The following is a 16,043-nucleotide window of genomic DNA, read 5'->3' as shown; positions in this document are numbered from 1 at the left end:
TAAATGGCTGATTTATCATTAAAACATATATATAAAATTTATTCAGGTAACGTTACAGCTGTAAAGGATTTTAATCTGGAAATAGAGGATAAGGAATTTATTGTATTTGTAGGGCCTTCAGGCTGCGGAAAATCAACTACGCTAAGAATGATAGCTGGGCTTGAGGAAATTTCTAAAGGTGAGTTGTATATAGGTGGAGATTTGAAAAATGATGTTTCTCCAAAGGATAGAGATATAGCAATGGTATTCCAAAACTATGCATTGTATCCACATATGACTGTTTATGATAATATGGCATTTGGTTTAAAACTTAGAAAAATACCTAAAGATGTTATAGATACTAAGGTTAGGGATGCGGCTAAAGTGCTTGATATTGAACATTTATTAGATAGAAAGCCAAAAGCTTTATCAGGTGGACAAAGACAAAGAGTAGCTATGGGTAGAGCTATAGTAAGAGAACCAAAGGTATTTCTTATGGATGAACCTCTATCAAATCTTGATGCAAAGCTTAGAGTTCAAATGAGAACAGAAATAGCAAAGCTTCATAAGAGACTTGAAACTACATTTATATATGTTACCCATGACCAAACTGAAGCTATGACTTTGGGAACTAGAATAGTAGTTATGAAGGATGGTATAATTCAGCAGGTAGATACACCTCAGCATTTATATAATCATCCTGTAAATATTTTTGTAGCTGGATTTATAGGAAGTCCTCAGATGAATTTTATTGATGTAAAAGTATTAGATAATAATGGTAAAATAACTTTAAAATTTGAAGAGGATACAATTCCATTAAATGAAGAACATAGTAAGATTCTTAAAGAAAAAGGCTATATAGGAAAAGATGTGGTTATGGGAATAAGGCCAGAAAACATAGATGATAACGAAGAATTTATTGAGAAGCATAATAATTCTGTTATTGAAGCTAAAGTTACAGTAACAGAACTTATGGGAGCTGAAACTTACCTATATTTAACTAAAGGCAAAGCTAATTTTACTGCAAAAGTAGATGGTAGTACGAAGTCAAGAATTGGAGATACTATAAGAATAGCTTTTAACAATGATAAAATACATGTTTTTGATAAGGAAACAGAGCAAACTGTAATTTAGGGGGCGCAATTTATGGAACAATTTAAGAATTTTCTACAAGAGTTAAGTAGTGATACTAAAATAGATTTTAATATCACCTATGAAGATGGTAATGTCATCTTTGAAAGCAATGCTTTTGTAGAAAATTCTAATATGATATCTGTTCCCATATATATATGCAAAAATAGAGCAAGAATTAATCTGGAAAATAAATTTCAAGTTTGTTCTAAATTGTTAAAATATACTATTGAAAATAAATATAAGGAATTATATTTGACGGAAGAACAGATACTTATAGATATATTAGAGGAGAGAAATGTGTCTAATGATAGGGTATCTAGCAGTATTCCATTTTTATCAGAGGGTTGTTTTTTGCTCCTAATAAGTGTAGATAAAAATATACAGGAAGCATTTAACTTGATTAAACAGATTTATAAAGAGCAGAATGTAATTAGTACAATAAATGAAAATAAAATTATATTAATAGGAGATTTTTCAGAGGTTAATGAGCATGCTAAATCTGTAAAGGAAGCTATAAATTCAAACTTATTTTTAAAGTGTAAGATAAGCTTTGGTACTATTGCCTATAATAAATATGAAATAATAGAGACTTACAGTGAAAGTAAGCAAGCTATGTTATTTGGTAATATATATTCTTTAAAAGAAGATATATTGGACTATAATAAATTACTCTTTGAAAAAATAGTTTATAATTTAGATTCCAATCTTAAGAATAATATTTTAAATAATTTCAAGAAAAAATTTGATGAATTTGACTATGAAATTATAAATACTATAGAGGAATTTTTTAATTGTGGATTGAATATAACAGATGCCGCTAGAAAATTATATGTTCATAGAAACACTCTCATTTACAGATTAAGCAAAATTGAAAAAGTAACAGGTTTTGACATAAAAAATTTTAAAGATGCTACTGTTTTTGTAATAGCTTTTCTAGTATGGAGAGAAAGTAAATAACAAATAAAAAGAAGCCACTGTGGGAAAAGTTATTTTGTTCATAAAATCTACAACTAAACTTTTATAATCACAAAAAACACTATGAAATTCATATAATTAATTGATTTTCATAGTGTTTTATTATTTTAAATATTACTATTAATATGTTTATGGAAATGTTCTATGAATTTTCAATTTTAGAATGGCCTTTCCTTTCGATACTATAGTAAAATTATAGTATGCTTATCTTGCAAAAAGTATATTTAATAAAAGATATATGCTATACAATGTAAAGATTTCACATTAAAAACACTATAAATAGTACAATAGGAATTAACTTACAGATTTTTGTAGTTTAATCATAGTATGGATTATAATTTACATATAAGACCAAATTATACAAGGAGGAAAAAATGAAGGTTGATATAATAATATCTGCAGATGATATTAAGGAAAAGAAAATATTTAACAAATCAGTGGTGGTTATAGATATTTTAAGAGCTACCTCTGTCATTGTAACTGCTATTGATAATGGTTGTAAAAAGGTTATTCCTGTCCTAACGGTAGATGAGGCGGTAAAAATAGCAGAAAAGGACAGAAAAACATATATGCTTGGAGGAGAAAGAGATGCTTTAAAGATACAAGGCTTTGATTTCTCAAATTCTCCATTAGAATATAACAAAGAGAAAGTTAAGGGGAAGACTCTTGTTATGACTACTACTAATGGTACTAGAGCTATAAAGGCCAGCAGCAAGGCAAAAAATATAATTATTGGAGCTATGATAAATGCTAGAGCTGTTACGAAAAAACTCATTGAACTTGGTGATGATGTAGTTATTGTAAATTCAGGAACAAACGGTGAATTTTCTATTGATGATTTTCTATGCAGCGGATATATTATAAGTATATTAAAAAGAGAATGTGAAGTGAATTTATCGGATATTGCTACTACAGCTTTATATATATATGAAAATAACAAGGATATAAAGAGCTTCATAAAATATGCAAATCATTATAAAAAGATTGAAGAGCTTGGTCTCCATGAAGATTTAGAATATTGCTGTCAGAAAGATATAATAGATTCGGTACCAGAGTGTAGAGATGGAATAATTACAAGAAAATGATGCTTAAAAATTTTGATGTTATGGATAAAAATTTCTTTTGACATAGCTATTAAGCTAATTTAAACTATTTATTGTGGAAGAGTAATTTAGGAAAAATAAAATTTAATGCATTGATTTTTATATTAGATGCTTTATTATAAATTTTGGAGGAAAATATGAGTATTCTTACAGTAAAAAATATAAATCATGGTTTTGGAGATAGAGCAATATTTGAAGATGTCTCTTTTAGATTGTTAAAGGGAGAACATATAGGACTTATAGGAGCTAATGGGGAAGGTAAATCTACTTTTATGAACATAATAACTGGAAAACTTATGCCTGATGAAGGAAAAGTAGAGTGGTCTAATAATGTTAGAGTAGGATATATGGATCAGCACGCACAGCTTCAGAAAGGACAGAGTATAAAAGACATATTAAAAGGGGCTTTTAAATATCTATTTGATCTTGAAGCTGAGCTTATGAATGTAACAGAAAAAATGGCTGAAGCAGATGAAGATACCTTGGAAAAGCTGCTTGAGAAAATGGGAACTATACAGGATGTGCTGGACAATAATGGATTTTATATGATAGATGCAAAGGTAGAGGAAGTAGCAAAGGGGTTAGGACTTACAGATGTAGGATTAGATAGAGATGTAACAGATTTAAGTGGAGGACAGAGAACTAAGGTACTGTTGGCAAAATTACTACTGGAGAATCCAGATATACTGCTTTTAGATGAGCCTACAAATTACCTTGATGAGAAGCATGTAGAATGGTTAAGGAGATATTTAGAAGCTTACGAGAATGCATTTATATTAATTTCTCATGATATTCCATTCTTGAATAGTGTAATTAATCTCATATATCATGTGGAAAATAGAAAATTAAATAGATATGCAGGAAATTATGATGATTTCATGAGAGTATATGAGGCTAATAAGAAACAGTTAGAGGCAGCCTATGAGAGACAACAAGCTGAAGTAGCCAAATTAAAGGATTTTGTTGCAAGAAATAAAGCTAGAGTTGCAACTACAGGTATGGCAAAGGCAAGACAGAAAAAATTAGACAAAATGGAAATGATAGAATTAACTCAGGAAAAACCAAAACCAGAGTTTAATTTTAAGGCTGGTAAAACAGCTGGAAAGCTCATTTTTGAGACGGATAATTTAAAAATAGGTTACGATACACCATTATCAAAAGCCCTTAATTTAAAGATGGAAAGAGGACAGAAAATTGCATTGGTAGGAGCAAATGGATTAGGAAAAACTACATTACTAAAAAGTCTATTAGGAGAAATTCCTGCAATTTCAGGATCTGTTACATTAGGAGATTATCAGCAGATAGGGTATTTTGAACAAGAGATAAAAAAGGCTAATTATAATACCTGCATAGAAGAAGTATGGAATGAATTTCAAAGCTTTACTCAGTATGAAGTTAGAGCAGCATTGGCTAAATGTGGACTTACTACAAAGCATATAGAAAGTAAGATTACGGTTTTAAGTGGTGGAGAACAGGCTAAGGTTAGACTTTGCAAACTTATTAATAGAGAAACAAATATATTGGTATTGGACGAGCCAACCAATCATCTTGATGTCGAAGCTAAAGAAGAATTAAAAAGGGCTTTAAAGGATTATAAGGGCAGTATACTATTGGTTTGTCATGAGCCTGAATTTTATCAAGATGTAGTTACTGACATATGGAATTGTGAAGAGTGGACAACTAAAATAGTATAATAGGTCTAGAAAAGCAGTCAGTTTATTAAAGCTGGCTCTTTTTATTTTTGCTATTAAATTCATAGCATTATAATTCGTAAATTGGAGAAAATAATAATATGATATTACGATTAAATTTTTATTTTAGGAGGAATAAAGACTATGAGTGAAAAACATGATTCTTCTTCTGGAAGCCAGCAAGAAAAGGAAAAGAAAGCAAATAATTCTGGAACTAAACATAGTAAAAAGATAAATAAAAAAGATTGATATTTTGTAAAATGATTTAAGAGTAGAGTTATTCCAATAATGAACATACTATATATTCTTTGTTGGAGAACTAAAATGGTGTAATAGTATAGCATGGAGAATATGATATGGGTTAAAACATCTTATCAGTTATTATTGGACAACTAAAATAGTTTAGAATTAGAGGGCCTCTCAAGATTGAGTATGCCCTTTAATTATTATTGGTATTTTTAATAAGGCTATTTTCAAAAATCATTATATTTTTCGCTTCTATCCAGCCTTTATTATTAAGGTTATTTTGAGATTTAAATTTTACTTCATACCATATGACATTATCAACTTTTGCAGAATCTAATATTTTAAGTTCTTCATTAGAATTCAATTTGCAAAGTACAACATATTTTTTTATTGGAGCAATATAAAGATTGCAGGAATTAGATACAACACCACAGTTATATTTTGGAACACTATAATATACAGCAACGGTGTCAAGTATTAAAGATTGGCTACCAACTTTATCTTTAAGAGTGCCATTTTGTCTTACGAGAAGCATTATTTGTTTTTTTTGCATTGAAGTTATTGTGGCAAAATGTGAAGTAAAATATACAGAGATAGCTAGTAGTATTAAAAACACTATAATTAACAAAATACTCTCTCCTTATGGTCTTGATTATATGGAATTTTAGAATTACATATACATTAATATTATAATATTATTTAAAATAACTTATATTCCTATTATTTCAACTTGGGCAAGTAATTAAGAGCTATTCATAGGATTTAATTTCTTAACTTTACAAATAGATATAAAAATACTAATATTTAACTATAAAGATTGTTTGCTAATTTGGGGCTAAATAAAATAGACATTAGCACATATAGTGGTAATGTCTTAAAAATTATTTTTACTTACATAAGAAATCACAGATTTTTTATACTGCTTCTGTTAATTCTTTATATCCAAGAATATATTTATCAGCTCTTTCTATAATATCCTTTTTTTGAGGCTCAGCGTAGGAATCATGAACTCCTATTACCTTCATTCCAGCTGCTTTTGCACCCATTACAGCAGGCAATATATCCTCAAAAACAATGCAGTTTTTAGGTGGTACCTGAAGCTTTTGAGCAGTTAATAGATATATATCTGGAAAGTTTTTGCCTCTATTTACTTCATCTGTAGTAGTTATGGTATTAAAAAGATTATATATACCATGTTTCTTTAATACTGTCTCTAAAAGTAGAGTACAGTTACTTGTAGCTAAACCTAATTTTATATCAAGTGATTTTAATTTAAGCAAATATTCTTTTACAAAGGGCTTTAGTTTCACATTATGAGCATATTCATGGTATGCTATATTATTCCATTCATTCATTATTTCTTCTAAAGATTCCAATAAATTAAATTTATTTTTAAAATATTGAGCAGCCTCTAGAAAACTTAAATGTTCTATATCGGATCTAAGGTTTGGAGGCGTTATCAGATTTCTCCTTTTCAAATAGGTTACATCAATTAAATCCCAAACCCACATGGAATCTATAAGGGTACCATCCATATCAAATATGGCAGCTTTAATGTCTTTTAGCATAATATATATCACCTCTTCAAAAGTATAGCATGAAATTTTTATAATATAAAGAAAAGTTAGTTGGAGGGATTGAAAATAGATGCTTATTAAGAAAGAATTACATTTTTTAATAAGCATCTATCAAAATGTATTCACAAATTAAATTAAAAAATATATAGACAGAGAAGTAATAGTACCCAGTAACATTCCTACGAAGACATCTGTAGGATAATGAACTCCTAGATACATTCTTGAAACTCCAACAGCGGCGGCAGTTAGTATACTAAAGAAAGCAATACTTGGTATACTCAAGGCTAGCATAACTCCAATTGAAAAAGCAGCGGTTGTATGACCTGAAGGAAAGGAATAATTATCTATTCCTATTTTACGGGTGTATAAGTTTTTTAAAGTTATATAAGGCCTTATTCTGCTTACATGAACTTTTATAAATCTGGCAATTAAAGAACTTACTATAAGTGCAGTAGCGGTTTCTATACTTAAAATTTTAGTTTTAAAATAAAAAAAGGATATAATACAAAATATGATACCAAATATGGCAGAACCAATATAAGTAATTATAGGCATTAATATATCTAGTAGTTTACATTTTATTGAATTATTAAAAATCATCAGTATGGAGGCATCTTTTCTTTGAATACGATCTAAAAAAGCATTCATAAATCTCACCACCCTATAAAATATATTATGAATATTTAATGAATTTGTACATTTATTTTATAATATAAATGTTTAATCTTCTTTAACATTATGTTAAATTTTAAACTTAAATGGCAAAAGTGCTGTAAATAAAGATTTCAGCACTTTATCATTTAGATATTATCATATTTATACATAAAAATATATAGCTGATTTTAGAGATAATATCTGATATAATAATCTATTTGCAATAAAGTAAATAGAACAAATTTATTTTGTTTGTTCTTTAGTGGGAGAGAATAGAGGCATGTCCTTAAATAATTCATGTAAAATAAGTTAAAATTTATTTTCCTAACTTATTTTACATGAATTAATAGTTATTGTTGATATTTGTAAAGTATAATTTATAAATATTAGAATTTTCTTTCAAATATTTTTATTTTATCTTCATCCATAAAATCCTTTGCAGAAGTTATATTTAGTTTACTTAAGATCTTCTTCATTTGGTCACTTTCCAATGAAATTTTTACATTTGAATTTTCCGCAAATTCATTGACTTTTTCTCTACCTTTTTCCTTTGGAATAAGAGCTTTTGGACCACCAACACAGCCACCAATGCAGCCCATACCCTCTATGAAATTTGCGTGGATTTCACCCTTTTGCGCCTTTTCTAATATTTCTTTACATTCCTTAACTCCGTTTGCCTGTATGCTTTTAAATAAATCTTTTTTCTCAGGAAACAATCTTGCTACGGCTTCATTTACTGAAATAGAAACTCCACCAGTACGTGCATATAGCCTTCCTTCACGGGATGCATAATCTGTAGAAGGGTCTTCTGGTAATTCCGCAGGATTTATGTTTAAGGATTCAAATATATCTTTAACTTCGGCAAAGGTTAAAACAAAATCAATATCACCTAAGATATCTTGATTTTTACTTTCAGCCTTTTTGGCTATGCAGGGTCCTATGAAAACTACTTTGCAATCACTATTGAGTTCTTTGATAACTCTACCAGCGGCTATCATAGGAGACACTGAAGGAGAAACATATTTCACCATGTCCTTGTAAACTCTTTTTAACATTCCAACCCACATAGGACAGCAGCAGGAAGTAATCATAAGATCATCCTTGGATTTAACATGAGCATTAAATTCACAAGCTTCTTTTAAAGTTAGCATATCTGCAAAGAAGGCTACTTCTATCATGTCTGCAAAGCCAATTTTTTTAAAGGCAGTTCTCAATTGGTCTACATTAACATCATCTCCAAATTGTCCTGTTATGGCAGGGGCCACGGCAGCTATGACAGGGTGTTTTTCTTTTAAGAGATTTGCTAAAGGTATAAATTCAACTTTGTCTAAAATAGAACCATTTGGGCAACCTTCTACGCAGAAACCGCAATCAGTACAAAGGTCTTTTTCAATATAGGAAGTTTTATTTTCCTTATCAATTAAAATAGCATCAAAAGGACAAGATTTTTGGCAAGAAGTCTGACCATTTTCATCAGCACAGTCTATTGAACAGTCTCTAATCTTACTGACAATTTTATGATCGGATTTGTAGTTTTTAATAGCTTTTTTTAAATCGTCTATGTAATCGTCATTATTAGTGTATTTTAATTCCACACCACAGAAAGAAGATATAATATTGGAAAGTTCTTCTTTATTAATGGAAGGGTCTGAAAGTATTTTTTTTATGAAAACTTCAAATTCATTCTTGTAATAAGCCTCTACTAAAGCTTTGAATAAATTATTATATTCTGATTTCATTCTAATCAACTCCTTATAATTGTTAAGTGGATATGGCATTATGTTGAAAAAAATAAATAGATAACTAACTGTAAGATGGAATAATTACATATTTAAAGTGTTATTTCTTCATATGCCTAATAACTATATTTTAACCCTGCTCTTTATATTGTATACTTATCACACCGTTTTACAAGTTGCAAAGATACCTTTCTATATATTAATTATATATGGACTTACATCAAGATATCAATTGTTTTAGCAATTTTGGTAAATAAATGCTGTGTTTTATGTGTTTATTACGATTTTACCATATGTATAAGATTTTTTTAATAGATTGCCGCGTATAAGAATATGACTATTAAAATTATAATATACACAATCAAAAAGTCGATTGCAACTGCAATCGACTTTTTACTATAAATTATCTTTTGGTCGGGGTGACAGGGATTGAACCTGCGACCTCATGGTCCCAAACCACGCGCGCTCCCATCTGCGCCACACCCCGGCAACATGTATTATTATATACAAATGATTATAAAAAAGCAAGGAAAATTTAAGATAAACTTTAAAAGGATGCTTTTTCTCCGCTATGCTGCGAAAAAAGCTTTCACTCATTAATGGACAGAAACCTTTAAGTTAGTTCGCCGTCTTCTATTATTGCAAATGAAAGTTAAAATAAGTATTTACAAATGATTTCATTGAGTGTATTATGTAAGTATAACAGTAGTTAATTGGAGGTGATACAATGAAATTTGATGAAAATATTCCAATATATATACAAATAATGAACTATATAAAAGAGAAAATCATTACAGAAGAACTGAAAAAGGGAGAGAAGCTTCCATCTGTTAGAGAATTAGCTGAACAAATAAAAGTAAATCCTAATACAGTTCAAAGAGCTTATCAAGAGCTGGAAAGAGAAAATGTAGCTCATAGTCAAAGAGGACTAGGAAGATATATCACAGAGGATGAGGAAAAGATAAAAGTATTAAAAAGTGAAATGGCCGATGATTTCATAAATGCTTTTATTCAAGGTATGTCAAAATTGGGGTATAAGCCTCAAGAAATACTTGGTATTTTGAGTAAAAAATTAGAAGGGAAGTGCTAAATATGGAGCCAATACTTAAGGCGTCAAATCTTACAAAAGCTTATTTTAGAAAGAAAGGTTTGAATGGACTAAATTTAGAAATACCATTGGGAAGAATAGTTGGACTTTTAGGTCCAAATGGCAGTGGCAAAACTACTTTTATAAAAATTGCAGCTGGAGTCTTAAGACATAGTTCAGGAGAAATAAAAATTGATGGACAGAACCCGGGAGTATATACAAAATCAGTAGTTTCATATTTACCTGATGTAAATTATCTTTATAAATGGATGAAAATTAAGGATGCAGTAAAGTTTTATAAAGATATGTTTAAGGATTTTGATGAAAATAAATGTAAGGAACTTCTGAAGTTTATGACTTTAGATGAAAATGACAGGGTAACAGCACTTTCTAAGGGTATGCTGGAAAAGTTAAATCTTTCCCTTACTCTTGCCAGAAAGGCAAAGCTTTATATTTTAGATGAACCTTTAGGGGGGGTTGACCCTACTGCGAGAGAAAAGATACTGAATGCAATTCTGGATAATTACAGAGAGGATTCCTCCATGCTTGTAACAACGCATCTGGTAAATGACATTGAAAGATTATTTGATGATGTAGCTTTTATTTCAGAAGGCAGAATTATACTACAAGGTAATGCAGAAGAACTTAGGGTAGAGAAAAATAAATCTATAGATGAATTGTACAGGGAGGTATTTCAATAATGTTGAAGCTTATTAAATATGAACTTATAGGAAAATATAAGGCCTTTGGAATACTGGTTGCAATTGCTGTAATTTTAAATTTAGCCCTTATGAGCAGAAGAGGAATTTGGCCTGATGCAGGGCTGGTTGCTATGTCTGTTTTTATAGCAGGACTAGTATCAGTGGTACTATTAGTATGGTGTATAGGTTTGTTTAGTCAGGATTTATATGAAGATAAAGGATATCTAACCTACATATTGCCCCAAAAAGGTTATGCAATAGTAGGATCCAAGATTATAGTATCTCTTATTGCATATATAATAATTGGAATTATAACAGGTTTATTTGTAGTTCATTTTATATTGACTTCTGCTGATATAAATATGCAAATTATTAATATAGCGATAATGCCCTTTATAACGAAAATATTTCTTACAAGCTTAATAGGAATGTGCATATTATCTGTTAGTCTGCTTGTTAATATATATTTTTCAATATCTTTGACAAGAATGGCCATAACCAAAAAAAGGGGAGGAAAATTTGCAGCTTTTATAGTATTCATAGGGATATCAATAATAACTGGACTTGCAGCGGATGGACTTCAACATTTGTTCCCTCAGACTGTTTTAGTTGATTTTATCAATGGAAATTTTTCAACAAGTATAATTAATTTTCAAAGTAATACTACTATAATGAATGGAGTACCAATAAATATATCAACATCTATATTTCAATTTATATTATTTTGGGTGTTTTTATTTTTAACTTGCTATATAGTAGAGAATAAAGTGGACTTATAGTGTATTCTAGATAGAATTTATGGGTGAAAATAGGAGTCAATAATAAATACATATTTATTATTGACTCCTATTTCTATATTGCTGAAATATTATGAATTTTTTGTTGGTAAAAATCTCATATGTTTAAAACTAATGTGAAGATTTATGTCTTTTATCCCCAGCACCCTTTGTAGGAACCACAGACACTATAAAGCCTATAAGTATAGAAACCAGTGCTGGTGCAATGATATTAATATATACTACGTATCTGGTTTTATATACAATTAGAGCGGTTATACCAGTAATTAATATTGAAGCTACAAATATATAAATAACAAACTTTGCAAAAGAGCTCATGAATTTTTCATAAAATCTATGACGAGTAGGTCCACTAATAATACCTCTAAATAAAAAATATGATATAAGTATTAGGACTAAATCCATGCCTGCTGAAATAATAAAATTTCTCATGTTAATCACTCCCATGATAAAAATAGACTTTTTGTATTCTATTATATTTTGCCTAATTTTTATAATTTTACACATAAAATTATAAAAAATAAGGCTAACACATATAGTTAACCTTATTAAGTCATTTTCAAGTAACTAGAATATTTGTTTTGCTATTTATTCTTACATAACTAATTAGCTTCATTAAGAAATTTATATTGTGACATAAATAAGTCATGATATAATCCTTTTAATTTCATTAGCTCTTTATGAGTTCCAGCTTCAGCTATATTGCCATTATCTATAACCATAATTTTATCAGCGTTTCTAATAGTAGAAAGTCTATGAGCTATTACAAAAGAAGTCCTTCCAATTAGCAATTTCTGTATTCCCTCTTGCACAAGCTTTTCTGTATAAGTATCTATATTAGAGGTAGCCTCATCAAGAATTAATATCCTTGGATTTGCAAGAAGTGCTCTTGCAAAGGATATAAGCTGTCTTTGTCCAACTGAAAGTCTAGAACCTCTTTCATTAACTTCTGTATCATAGCCTTTTTCAAGATTTATAATAAAATTATGAGCATTAGCTGATTTTGCAGCAGCTATAACTTCTTCATCAGTAGCATCAAGCTTTCCATATCTTATATTTTCTCTTATAGTAGAAGAAAATAGGAAAGTGTCTTGAAGCATTATTCCCATCTGGGATCTTAGAGATTCTATAGTAAAATTCTTAACATCTTTACCATCAATTAATACTTCACCTTTGGTAGCGTCATAAAATCTGCTTATGAGATTTACTATTGTAGTTTTACCAGAACCAGTAGATCCAACTAAAGCTATCGTTTCCCCAGGATTTATTTTGAAGTTGATGTTGTTTAGAGTATTAGTATGATTATCGTAAGAAAAAGTTAAATTTTTAAATTGCACAGTACCTTTTATCTTAGGCATAATATGATTTTTAATATCAATTATATCTGGCTCAATATCAAGAATTTCAAATATTCTTTCACCAGCGGCAAAGTTGGTAATAAGAGTGTTGTAAAAGTTACTTATATTTATAATAGGTCGCCAAAACATACTTACATAAGAAATAAAGGCAACCATAGTTCCAATAGTCATACTGCCCCATTTAATAAGAGAAACTCCATAGCCAAAAACTAGTACAGTACCTACACCGGAGGAAAGAGTAACTATTGGCCAAAAGGAGTCATTTAATCTTACAGCTTTTACAAAGGAATTCATCATGTCTTTTGTAAATAATAAAAAATTTGATGAAGTTTTCTCTTCTTCTGCAAAACCTTTAATTACTCTTATACCTGAAAAATCTTCATGAGTATAGGCATTTAAATTTGATCTTTTTTTTCGATAAATTTGCCATCTTTTTCTAGAAATTGTCTCTATAGAAAAGAGGGTAATAGCTAAAAATGGCAGCACTAATATGGAAACTAGAGCTAGTTGAAAATTCATATAAAACATTATAAAGGTTACGCATATAAGAGTTAATATTTCAGGTATAAAACTTGTTATACTAGTAGAAAACAACTCTTGTAGAGAGTTGACATCGCCGATTACTCTAGCTAAAATTTTTCCAACAGGCCTGTTGTCGAAAAATGAAAAAGATAACTTTTGAATATGTTTATAAAGCTGTTGTCTTATTTCCAGTAATACCGTATTTGTAACCTTAGCCATCATACGTATGCTGGCAGCTGAAGCAATCATTGATAAAAAATTTAATATAAACATCACTATGGCTATAATAACAAGACCTTGTAAGTTTTTTTGTGAAATATATTTATCAATAGCCAATTTCATTAAATATGGATTTAAAAGACCGCATATCATAACATAAATTAAAAGTACTAATATAAAAAATACTTTTAATTTATAGGGCTTTAAATAATCAAATAATCTAAATATCAAATCTTTATTGGAAATACTATTTGTATTTTCATCCTGTCTTACTGAATTTTTAGCCATTATATCACCTCAGTTTCATTTTCATCTAAAGATTTAAATTGTTCACAATAGATATCATAGTAATAACCTTTTTTCTTAAGTAATTCTGAATGAGTTCCAATTTCTATTATGGAACCATTATCTAAAAATACAATAATATCTGCATTTTTTACGGCTGATATTCTATGAGCAATTATAAAAGTAGTCATTTTTTCAGGTCTATGATATAGATTTTTTAGAAGATTGTATTCTGTGTCCATATCCAAAGCGGAAGTAGAATCATCCAAAATTAATATTTTTGATTTTTTAACAAGGGCTCTAGCTATGGCAAGTCTTTGCTTTTGACCTCCGGAAAGGCCCATACCTCTTTCACCAATAACTGTATCAAAGCCATTTTCAAGTTTTTTTATAAAATTTAATGCACAGGAATCACTGCAAGCTTTTATAATCTCGTTATAAGAAGCATCTGCATTGCTAAATTTTACATTATTTGCAATGGTGTCTGAAAATAGGAATACATCCTGCGGCACTATAGACATCTGACTTCTTAAGAGCTCTGTATCAAGATTTCTAACATCTACTCCATCTATTAATACACTTCCTGAAGCAACATCATAATATCTTCCTATAAGGTTTATTAGAGAAGATTTACCAGAACCAGTAGTACCCATTATAGCTACAGTGCTCTTAGCTGGAATTTTTAAGCTAATATTATTTAAAACAGTTTCACTATTATATTTAAAGGATACATTTTTAAATTCTATATCTCCTTTAATATTATTTAATGAAATGGAATTTTTAGGGCTTACTATCTGTGGTTTTATATTAAATATTGCATCTATTTTTTTTGCAGAGGCGGAACTCTGAGATATAACATTTGTAAAAGTACCAATCATTCTTATTGGCCATATTAGCATCCAGACATAGCTGTTAAAGGCAACTAAGGTACCTATACTCATATTGCCCTTTATAACCAGTATACCACCAGCGCATACAACTAATACAGTTGATATATTGCCTAAGAAGTCTTGCAGAGGATTGTATTTACTCCATATATAATTTACTCCCATATTTAAATCATAATTAGTTTTATTTAGTTTTAAAAATTTTAGTATTTCATATTTTTCTCGGGCAAAAGCTTTTACTAATCTGACTCCTGCAATATTTTCTTGCGCTGTAGTATTTAGTATAGCTATTTGATCACTTATTTTGTCAAATTGAGATACAGTTTCATTTTTTAATTTAGCAGTTATATAGATTAATAGAGGCATAGTAGTTAGACATATAATTGCAAGTATCCAATTTAATTTAAAAAGTATTACAGAAGCAATAATAAAGTATAAAAGATTTTCTATTATCAAATTTATGGCAAAGCCTAAAGCCTTCCATACATTTTCTACATCTTCTCCTATTCTTGACATGAGTTCTCCTGTATTCATACTATCAAAATAGCTAAAGGAAAGATTTTGAATGTGATCAAATAAATCTTTTTTTATATCTGTAGTTACTTTAGTAGACATATAATCAAAACAATATTCTTTTACATAGCCAAGAATAGCTCTTAATGTGGATATAAGACCTATATAAATAAGGAGTTTAGTTAGTAGTTCGTATTTTTTTAGTATTATTACTTTATCTATCATTATCTGCACTAAATATGGATTTAGCATATCCAGTCCAATACCTAAAAGCATTGCTGTAGATGGTATTAATATGAGAAAATGATATTTTGATAGATATTTTAGTACTCTTTTCACTTAATGAAGCCCCCTTTATGCGTTTATTATTTTGTATGATTTATATTAAAAAGAAATATGGAGTCAAATAAATATTTGTATATCTATAAACTATTTTTAGAAAATAATTTAGAAAAAACAAAAAAGCTCATGATTTACCATGAACTTTTGAATAATTTAATATAAAATACAAATTAAAAAATAAAAAGTCATGGGTAAGTAGCCCATGACCATTAAAAACAAACTTTAAGTTAATTA

At 29.1% G+C, this 16,043-nt stretch carries 14 protein-coding genes and 1 tRNA gene; 7 read left to right on the top strand and 8 right to left on the bottom strand.

Features of this window, described 5'->3' with window-relative positions; translation table 11 throughout:
• Positions 1–3 precede the first annotated feature (3 nt).
• From CLOPA_RS21770 to CLOPA_RS21755, 4 genes are all read left to right on the top strand, one after another.
• The gene (locus CLOPA_RS21770) at positions 4–1,113 is read left to right on the top strand and encodes an ABC transporter ATP-binding protein (RefSeq protein ID WP_015617574.1); all 1,110 of its coding nucleotides are present in this window, start codon (positions 4–6) and stop codon (positions 1,111–1,113) included.
• Positions 1,114–1,125: 12 nt separating this feature from the next.
• The gene (locus tag CLOPA_RS21765; RefSeq protein ID WP_015617573.1) at positions 1,126–2,070 is read left to right on the top strand and encodes a PucR family transcriptional regulator; all 945 of its coding nucleotides are present in this window, start codon (positions 1,126–1,128) and stop codon (positions 2,068–2,070) included.
• 392 nt (positions 2,071–2,462) lie between these two features.
• Complete coding sequence (locus tag CLOPA_RS21760) at positions 2,463–3,173, top strand: 2-phosphosulfolactate phosphatase family protein (RefSeq protein ID WP_015617572.1); 711 nt, start codon at positions 2,463–2,465, stop codon at positions 3,171–3,173.
• Between the two features lie 155 nt (positions 3,174–3,328).
• Entirely contained in the window at positions 3,329–4,885 is a 1,557-nt protein-coding gene (locus CLOPA_RS21755; protein WP_015617571.1) for an ABC-F family ATP-binding cassette domain-containing protein, read from the top strand.
• A gap of 436 nt (positions 4,886–5,321) precedes the next feature.
• Here CLOPA_RS21755 and CLOPA_RS21750 read toward each other — a convergent pair whose 3' ends face one another.
• From CLOPA_RS21750 to CLOPA_RS21730, 5 genes are all read right to left on the bottom strand, one after another.
• On the bottom strand, positions 5,322–5,756 hold the full coding sequence (locus tag CLOPA_RS21750; protein ID WP_015617569.1) for a hypothetical protein: 435 nt from the start codon (positions 5,754–5,756) through the stop codon (positions 5,322–5,324).
• A 286-nt stretch (positions 5,757–6,042) separates the two neighbouring features.
• Complete coding sequence (locus CLOPA_RS21745; protein WP_015617568.1) at positions 6,043–6,696, bottom strand: HAD family hydrolase; 654 nt, start codon at positions 6,694–6,696, stop codon at positions 6,043–6,045.
• Positions 6,697–6,834: 138 nt separating this feature from the next.
• Positions 6,835–7,353: a phosphatase PAP2 family protein gene (locus tag CLOPA_RS21740; protein ID WP_015617567.1), complete on the bottom strand. Its 519-nt coding sequence runs from the start codon at positions 7,351–7,353 to the stop codon at positions 6,835–6,837.
• A 392-nt stretch (positions 7,354–7,745) separates the two neighbouring features.
• Positions 7,746–9,098 carry a [Fe-Fe] hydrogenase large subunit C-terminal domain-containing protein gene (locus CLOPA_RS21735; protein WP_015617566.1) on the bottom strand — a complete coding sequence of 451 codons (1,353 nt, stop codon included), beginning with the start codon at positions 9,096–9,098 and terminating at the stop codon, positions 7,746–7,748.
• Positions 9,099–9,509: 411 nt separating this feature from the next.
• A tRNA-Pro gene (locus tag CLOPA_RS21730) sits at positions 9,510–9,585 on the bottom strand.
• A 240-nt stretch (positions 9,586–9,825) separates the two neighbouring features.
• On the opposite strand from CLOPA_RS21730, the gene CLOPA_RS21725 reads away from it, so the two are divergent.
• From CLOPA_RS21725 to CLOPA_RS21715, 3 genes are read left to right on the top strand one after another with little or no spacing between them, the layout of a single operon-like run.
• Positions 9,826–10,188: a GntR family transcriptional regulator gene (locus CLOPA_RS21725; protein WP_015617565.1), complete on the top strand. Its 363-nt coding sequence runs from the start codon at positions 9,826–9,828 to the stop codon at positions 10,186–10,188.
• Positions 10,189–10,190: 2 nt separating this feature from the next.
• Positions 10,191–10,886 (top strand): ABC transporter ATP-binding protein, encoded by a 696-nt coding sequence (locus tag CLOPA_RS21720; RefSeq protein WP_015617564.1) that lies wholly within the window; start codon positions 10,191–10,193, stop codon positions 10,884–10,886.
• Complete coding sequence (locus tag CLOPA_RS21715) at positions 10,886–11,665, top strand: hypothetical protein (protein ID WP_015617563.1); 780 nt, start codon at positions 10,886–10,888, stop codon at positions 11,663–11,665. Before CLOPA_RS21720 ends, CLOPA_RS21715 begins: the two co-directional genes overlap by 1 nt.
• 129 nt (positions 11,666–11,794) lie before the next feature.
• On the opposite strand, the gene CLOPA_RS21710 is transcribed toward CLOPA_RS21715, so the two are convergent.
• The 3 genes from CLOPA_RS21710 to CLOPA_RS21700 form a co-directional block, all read right to left on the bottom strand.
• Complete coding sequence (locus tag CLOPA_RS21710) at positions 11,795–12,115, bottom strand: hypothetical protein (protein WP_015617562.1); 321 nt, start codon at positions 12,113–12,115, stop codon at positions 11,795–11,797.
• Positions 12,116–12,285: 170 nt separating this feature from the next.
• Complete coding sequence (locus CLOPA_RS21705; protein ID WP_015617561.1) at positions 12,286–14,070, bottom strand: ABC transporter ATP-binding protein; 1,785 nt, start codon at positions 14,068–14,070, stop codon at positions 12,286–12,288.
• The gene (locus CLOPA_RS21700) at positions 14,070–15,806 is read right to left on the bottom strand and encodes an ABC transporter ATP-binding protein (RefSeq protein WP_015617560.1); all 1,737 of its coding nucleotides are present in this window, start codon (positions 15,804–15,806) and stop codon (positions 14,070–14,072) included. The genes CLOPA_RS21705 and CLOPA_RS21700 overlap by 1 nt, the downstream gene beginning before the upstream one ends.
• Positions 15,807–16,043 lie beyond the last annotated feature (237 nt).

This window comes from Clostridium pasteurianum BC1 (assembly GCF_000389635.1).
Classification (GTDB): Bacteria; Bacillota; Clostridia; order Clostridiales; family Clostridiaceae; genus Clostridium_I; species Clostridium_I pasteurianum_A.
The sequence above is the reverse complement of the archived record's forward strand: the minus strand, read 5'-3'. Positions and strand labels throughout refer to the sequence as shown.

What these genes read in the sequence shown, in the direction of transcription:
- CLOPA_RS21740 (WP_015617567.1), bottom strand. Translation starts at nt 7,353, where the DNA reads ATGAATGCTTTTTTAGATCGTATTCAAAGAAAAGATGCCTCCATACTG.
- CLOPA_RS21770 (WP_015617574.1), top strand. Translation starts at nt 4, where the DNA reads ATGGCTGATTTATCATTAAAACATATATATAAAATTTATTCAGGTAAC.
- CLOPA_RS21765 (WP_015617573.1), top strand. Translation starts at nt 1,126, where the DNA reads ATGGAACAATTTAAGAATTTTCTACAAGAGTTAAGTAGTGATACTAAA.
- CLOPA_RS21725 (WP_015617565.1), top strand. Translation starts at nt 9,826, where the DNA reads ATGAAATTTGATGAAAATATTCCAATATATATACAAATAATGAACTAT.
- CLOPA_RS21710 (WP_015617562.1), bottom strand. Translation starts at nt 12,115, where the DNA reads ATGAGAAATTTTATTATTTCAGCAGGCATGGATTTAGTCCTAATACTT.
- CLOPA_RS21720 (WP_015617564.1), top strand. Translation starts at nt 10,191, where the DNA reads ATGGAGCCAATACTTAAGGCGTCAAATCTTACAAAAGCTTATTTTAGA.
- CLOPA_RS21755 (WP_015617571.1), top strand. Translation starts at nt 3,329, where the DNA reads ATGAGTATTCTTACAGTAAAAAATATAAATCATGGTTTTGGAGATAGA.
- CLOPA_RS21705 (WP_015617561.1), bottom strand. Translation starts at nt 14,070, where the DNA reads ATGGCTAAAAATTCAGTAAGACAGGATGAAAATACAAATAGTATTTCC.
- CLOPA_RS21760 (WP_015617572.1), top strand. Translation starts at nt 2,463, where the DNA reads ATGAAGGTTGATATAATAATATCTGCAGATGATATTAAGGAAAAGAAA.
- CLOPA_RS21715 (WP_015617563.1), top strand. Translation starts at nt 10,886, where the DNA reads ATGTTGAAGCTTATTAAATATGAACTTATAGGAAAATATAAGGCCTTT.
- CLOPA_RS21735 (WP_015617566.1), bottom strand. Translation starts at nt 9,098, where the DNA reads ATGAAATCAGAATATAATAATTTATTCAAAGCTTTAGTAGAGGCTTAT.
- CLOPA_RS21745 (WP_015617568.1), bottom strand. Translation starts at nt 6,696, where the DNA reads ATGCTAAAAGACATTAAAGCTGCCATATTTGATATGGATGGTACCCTT.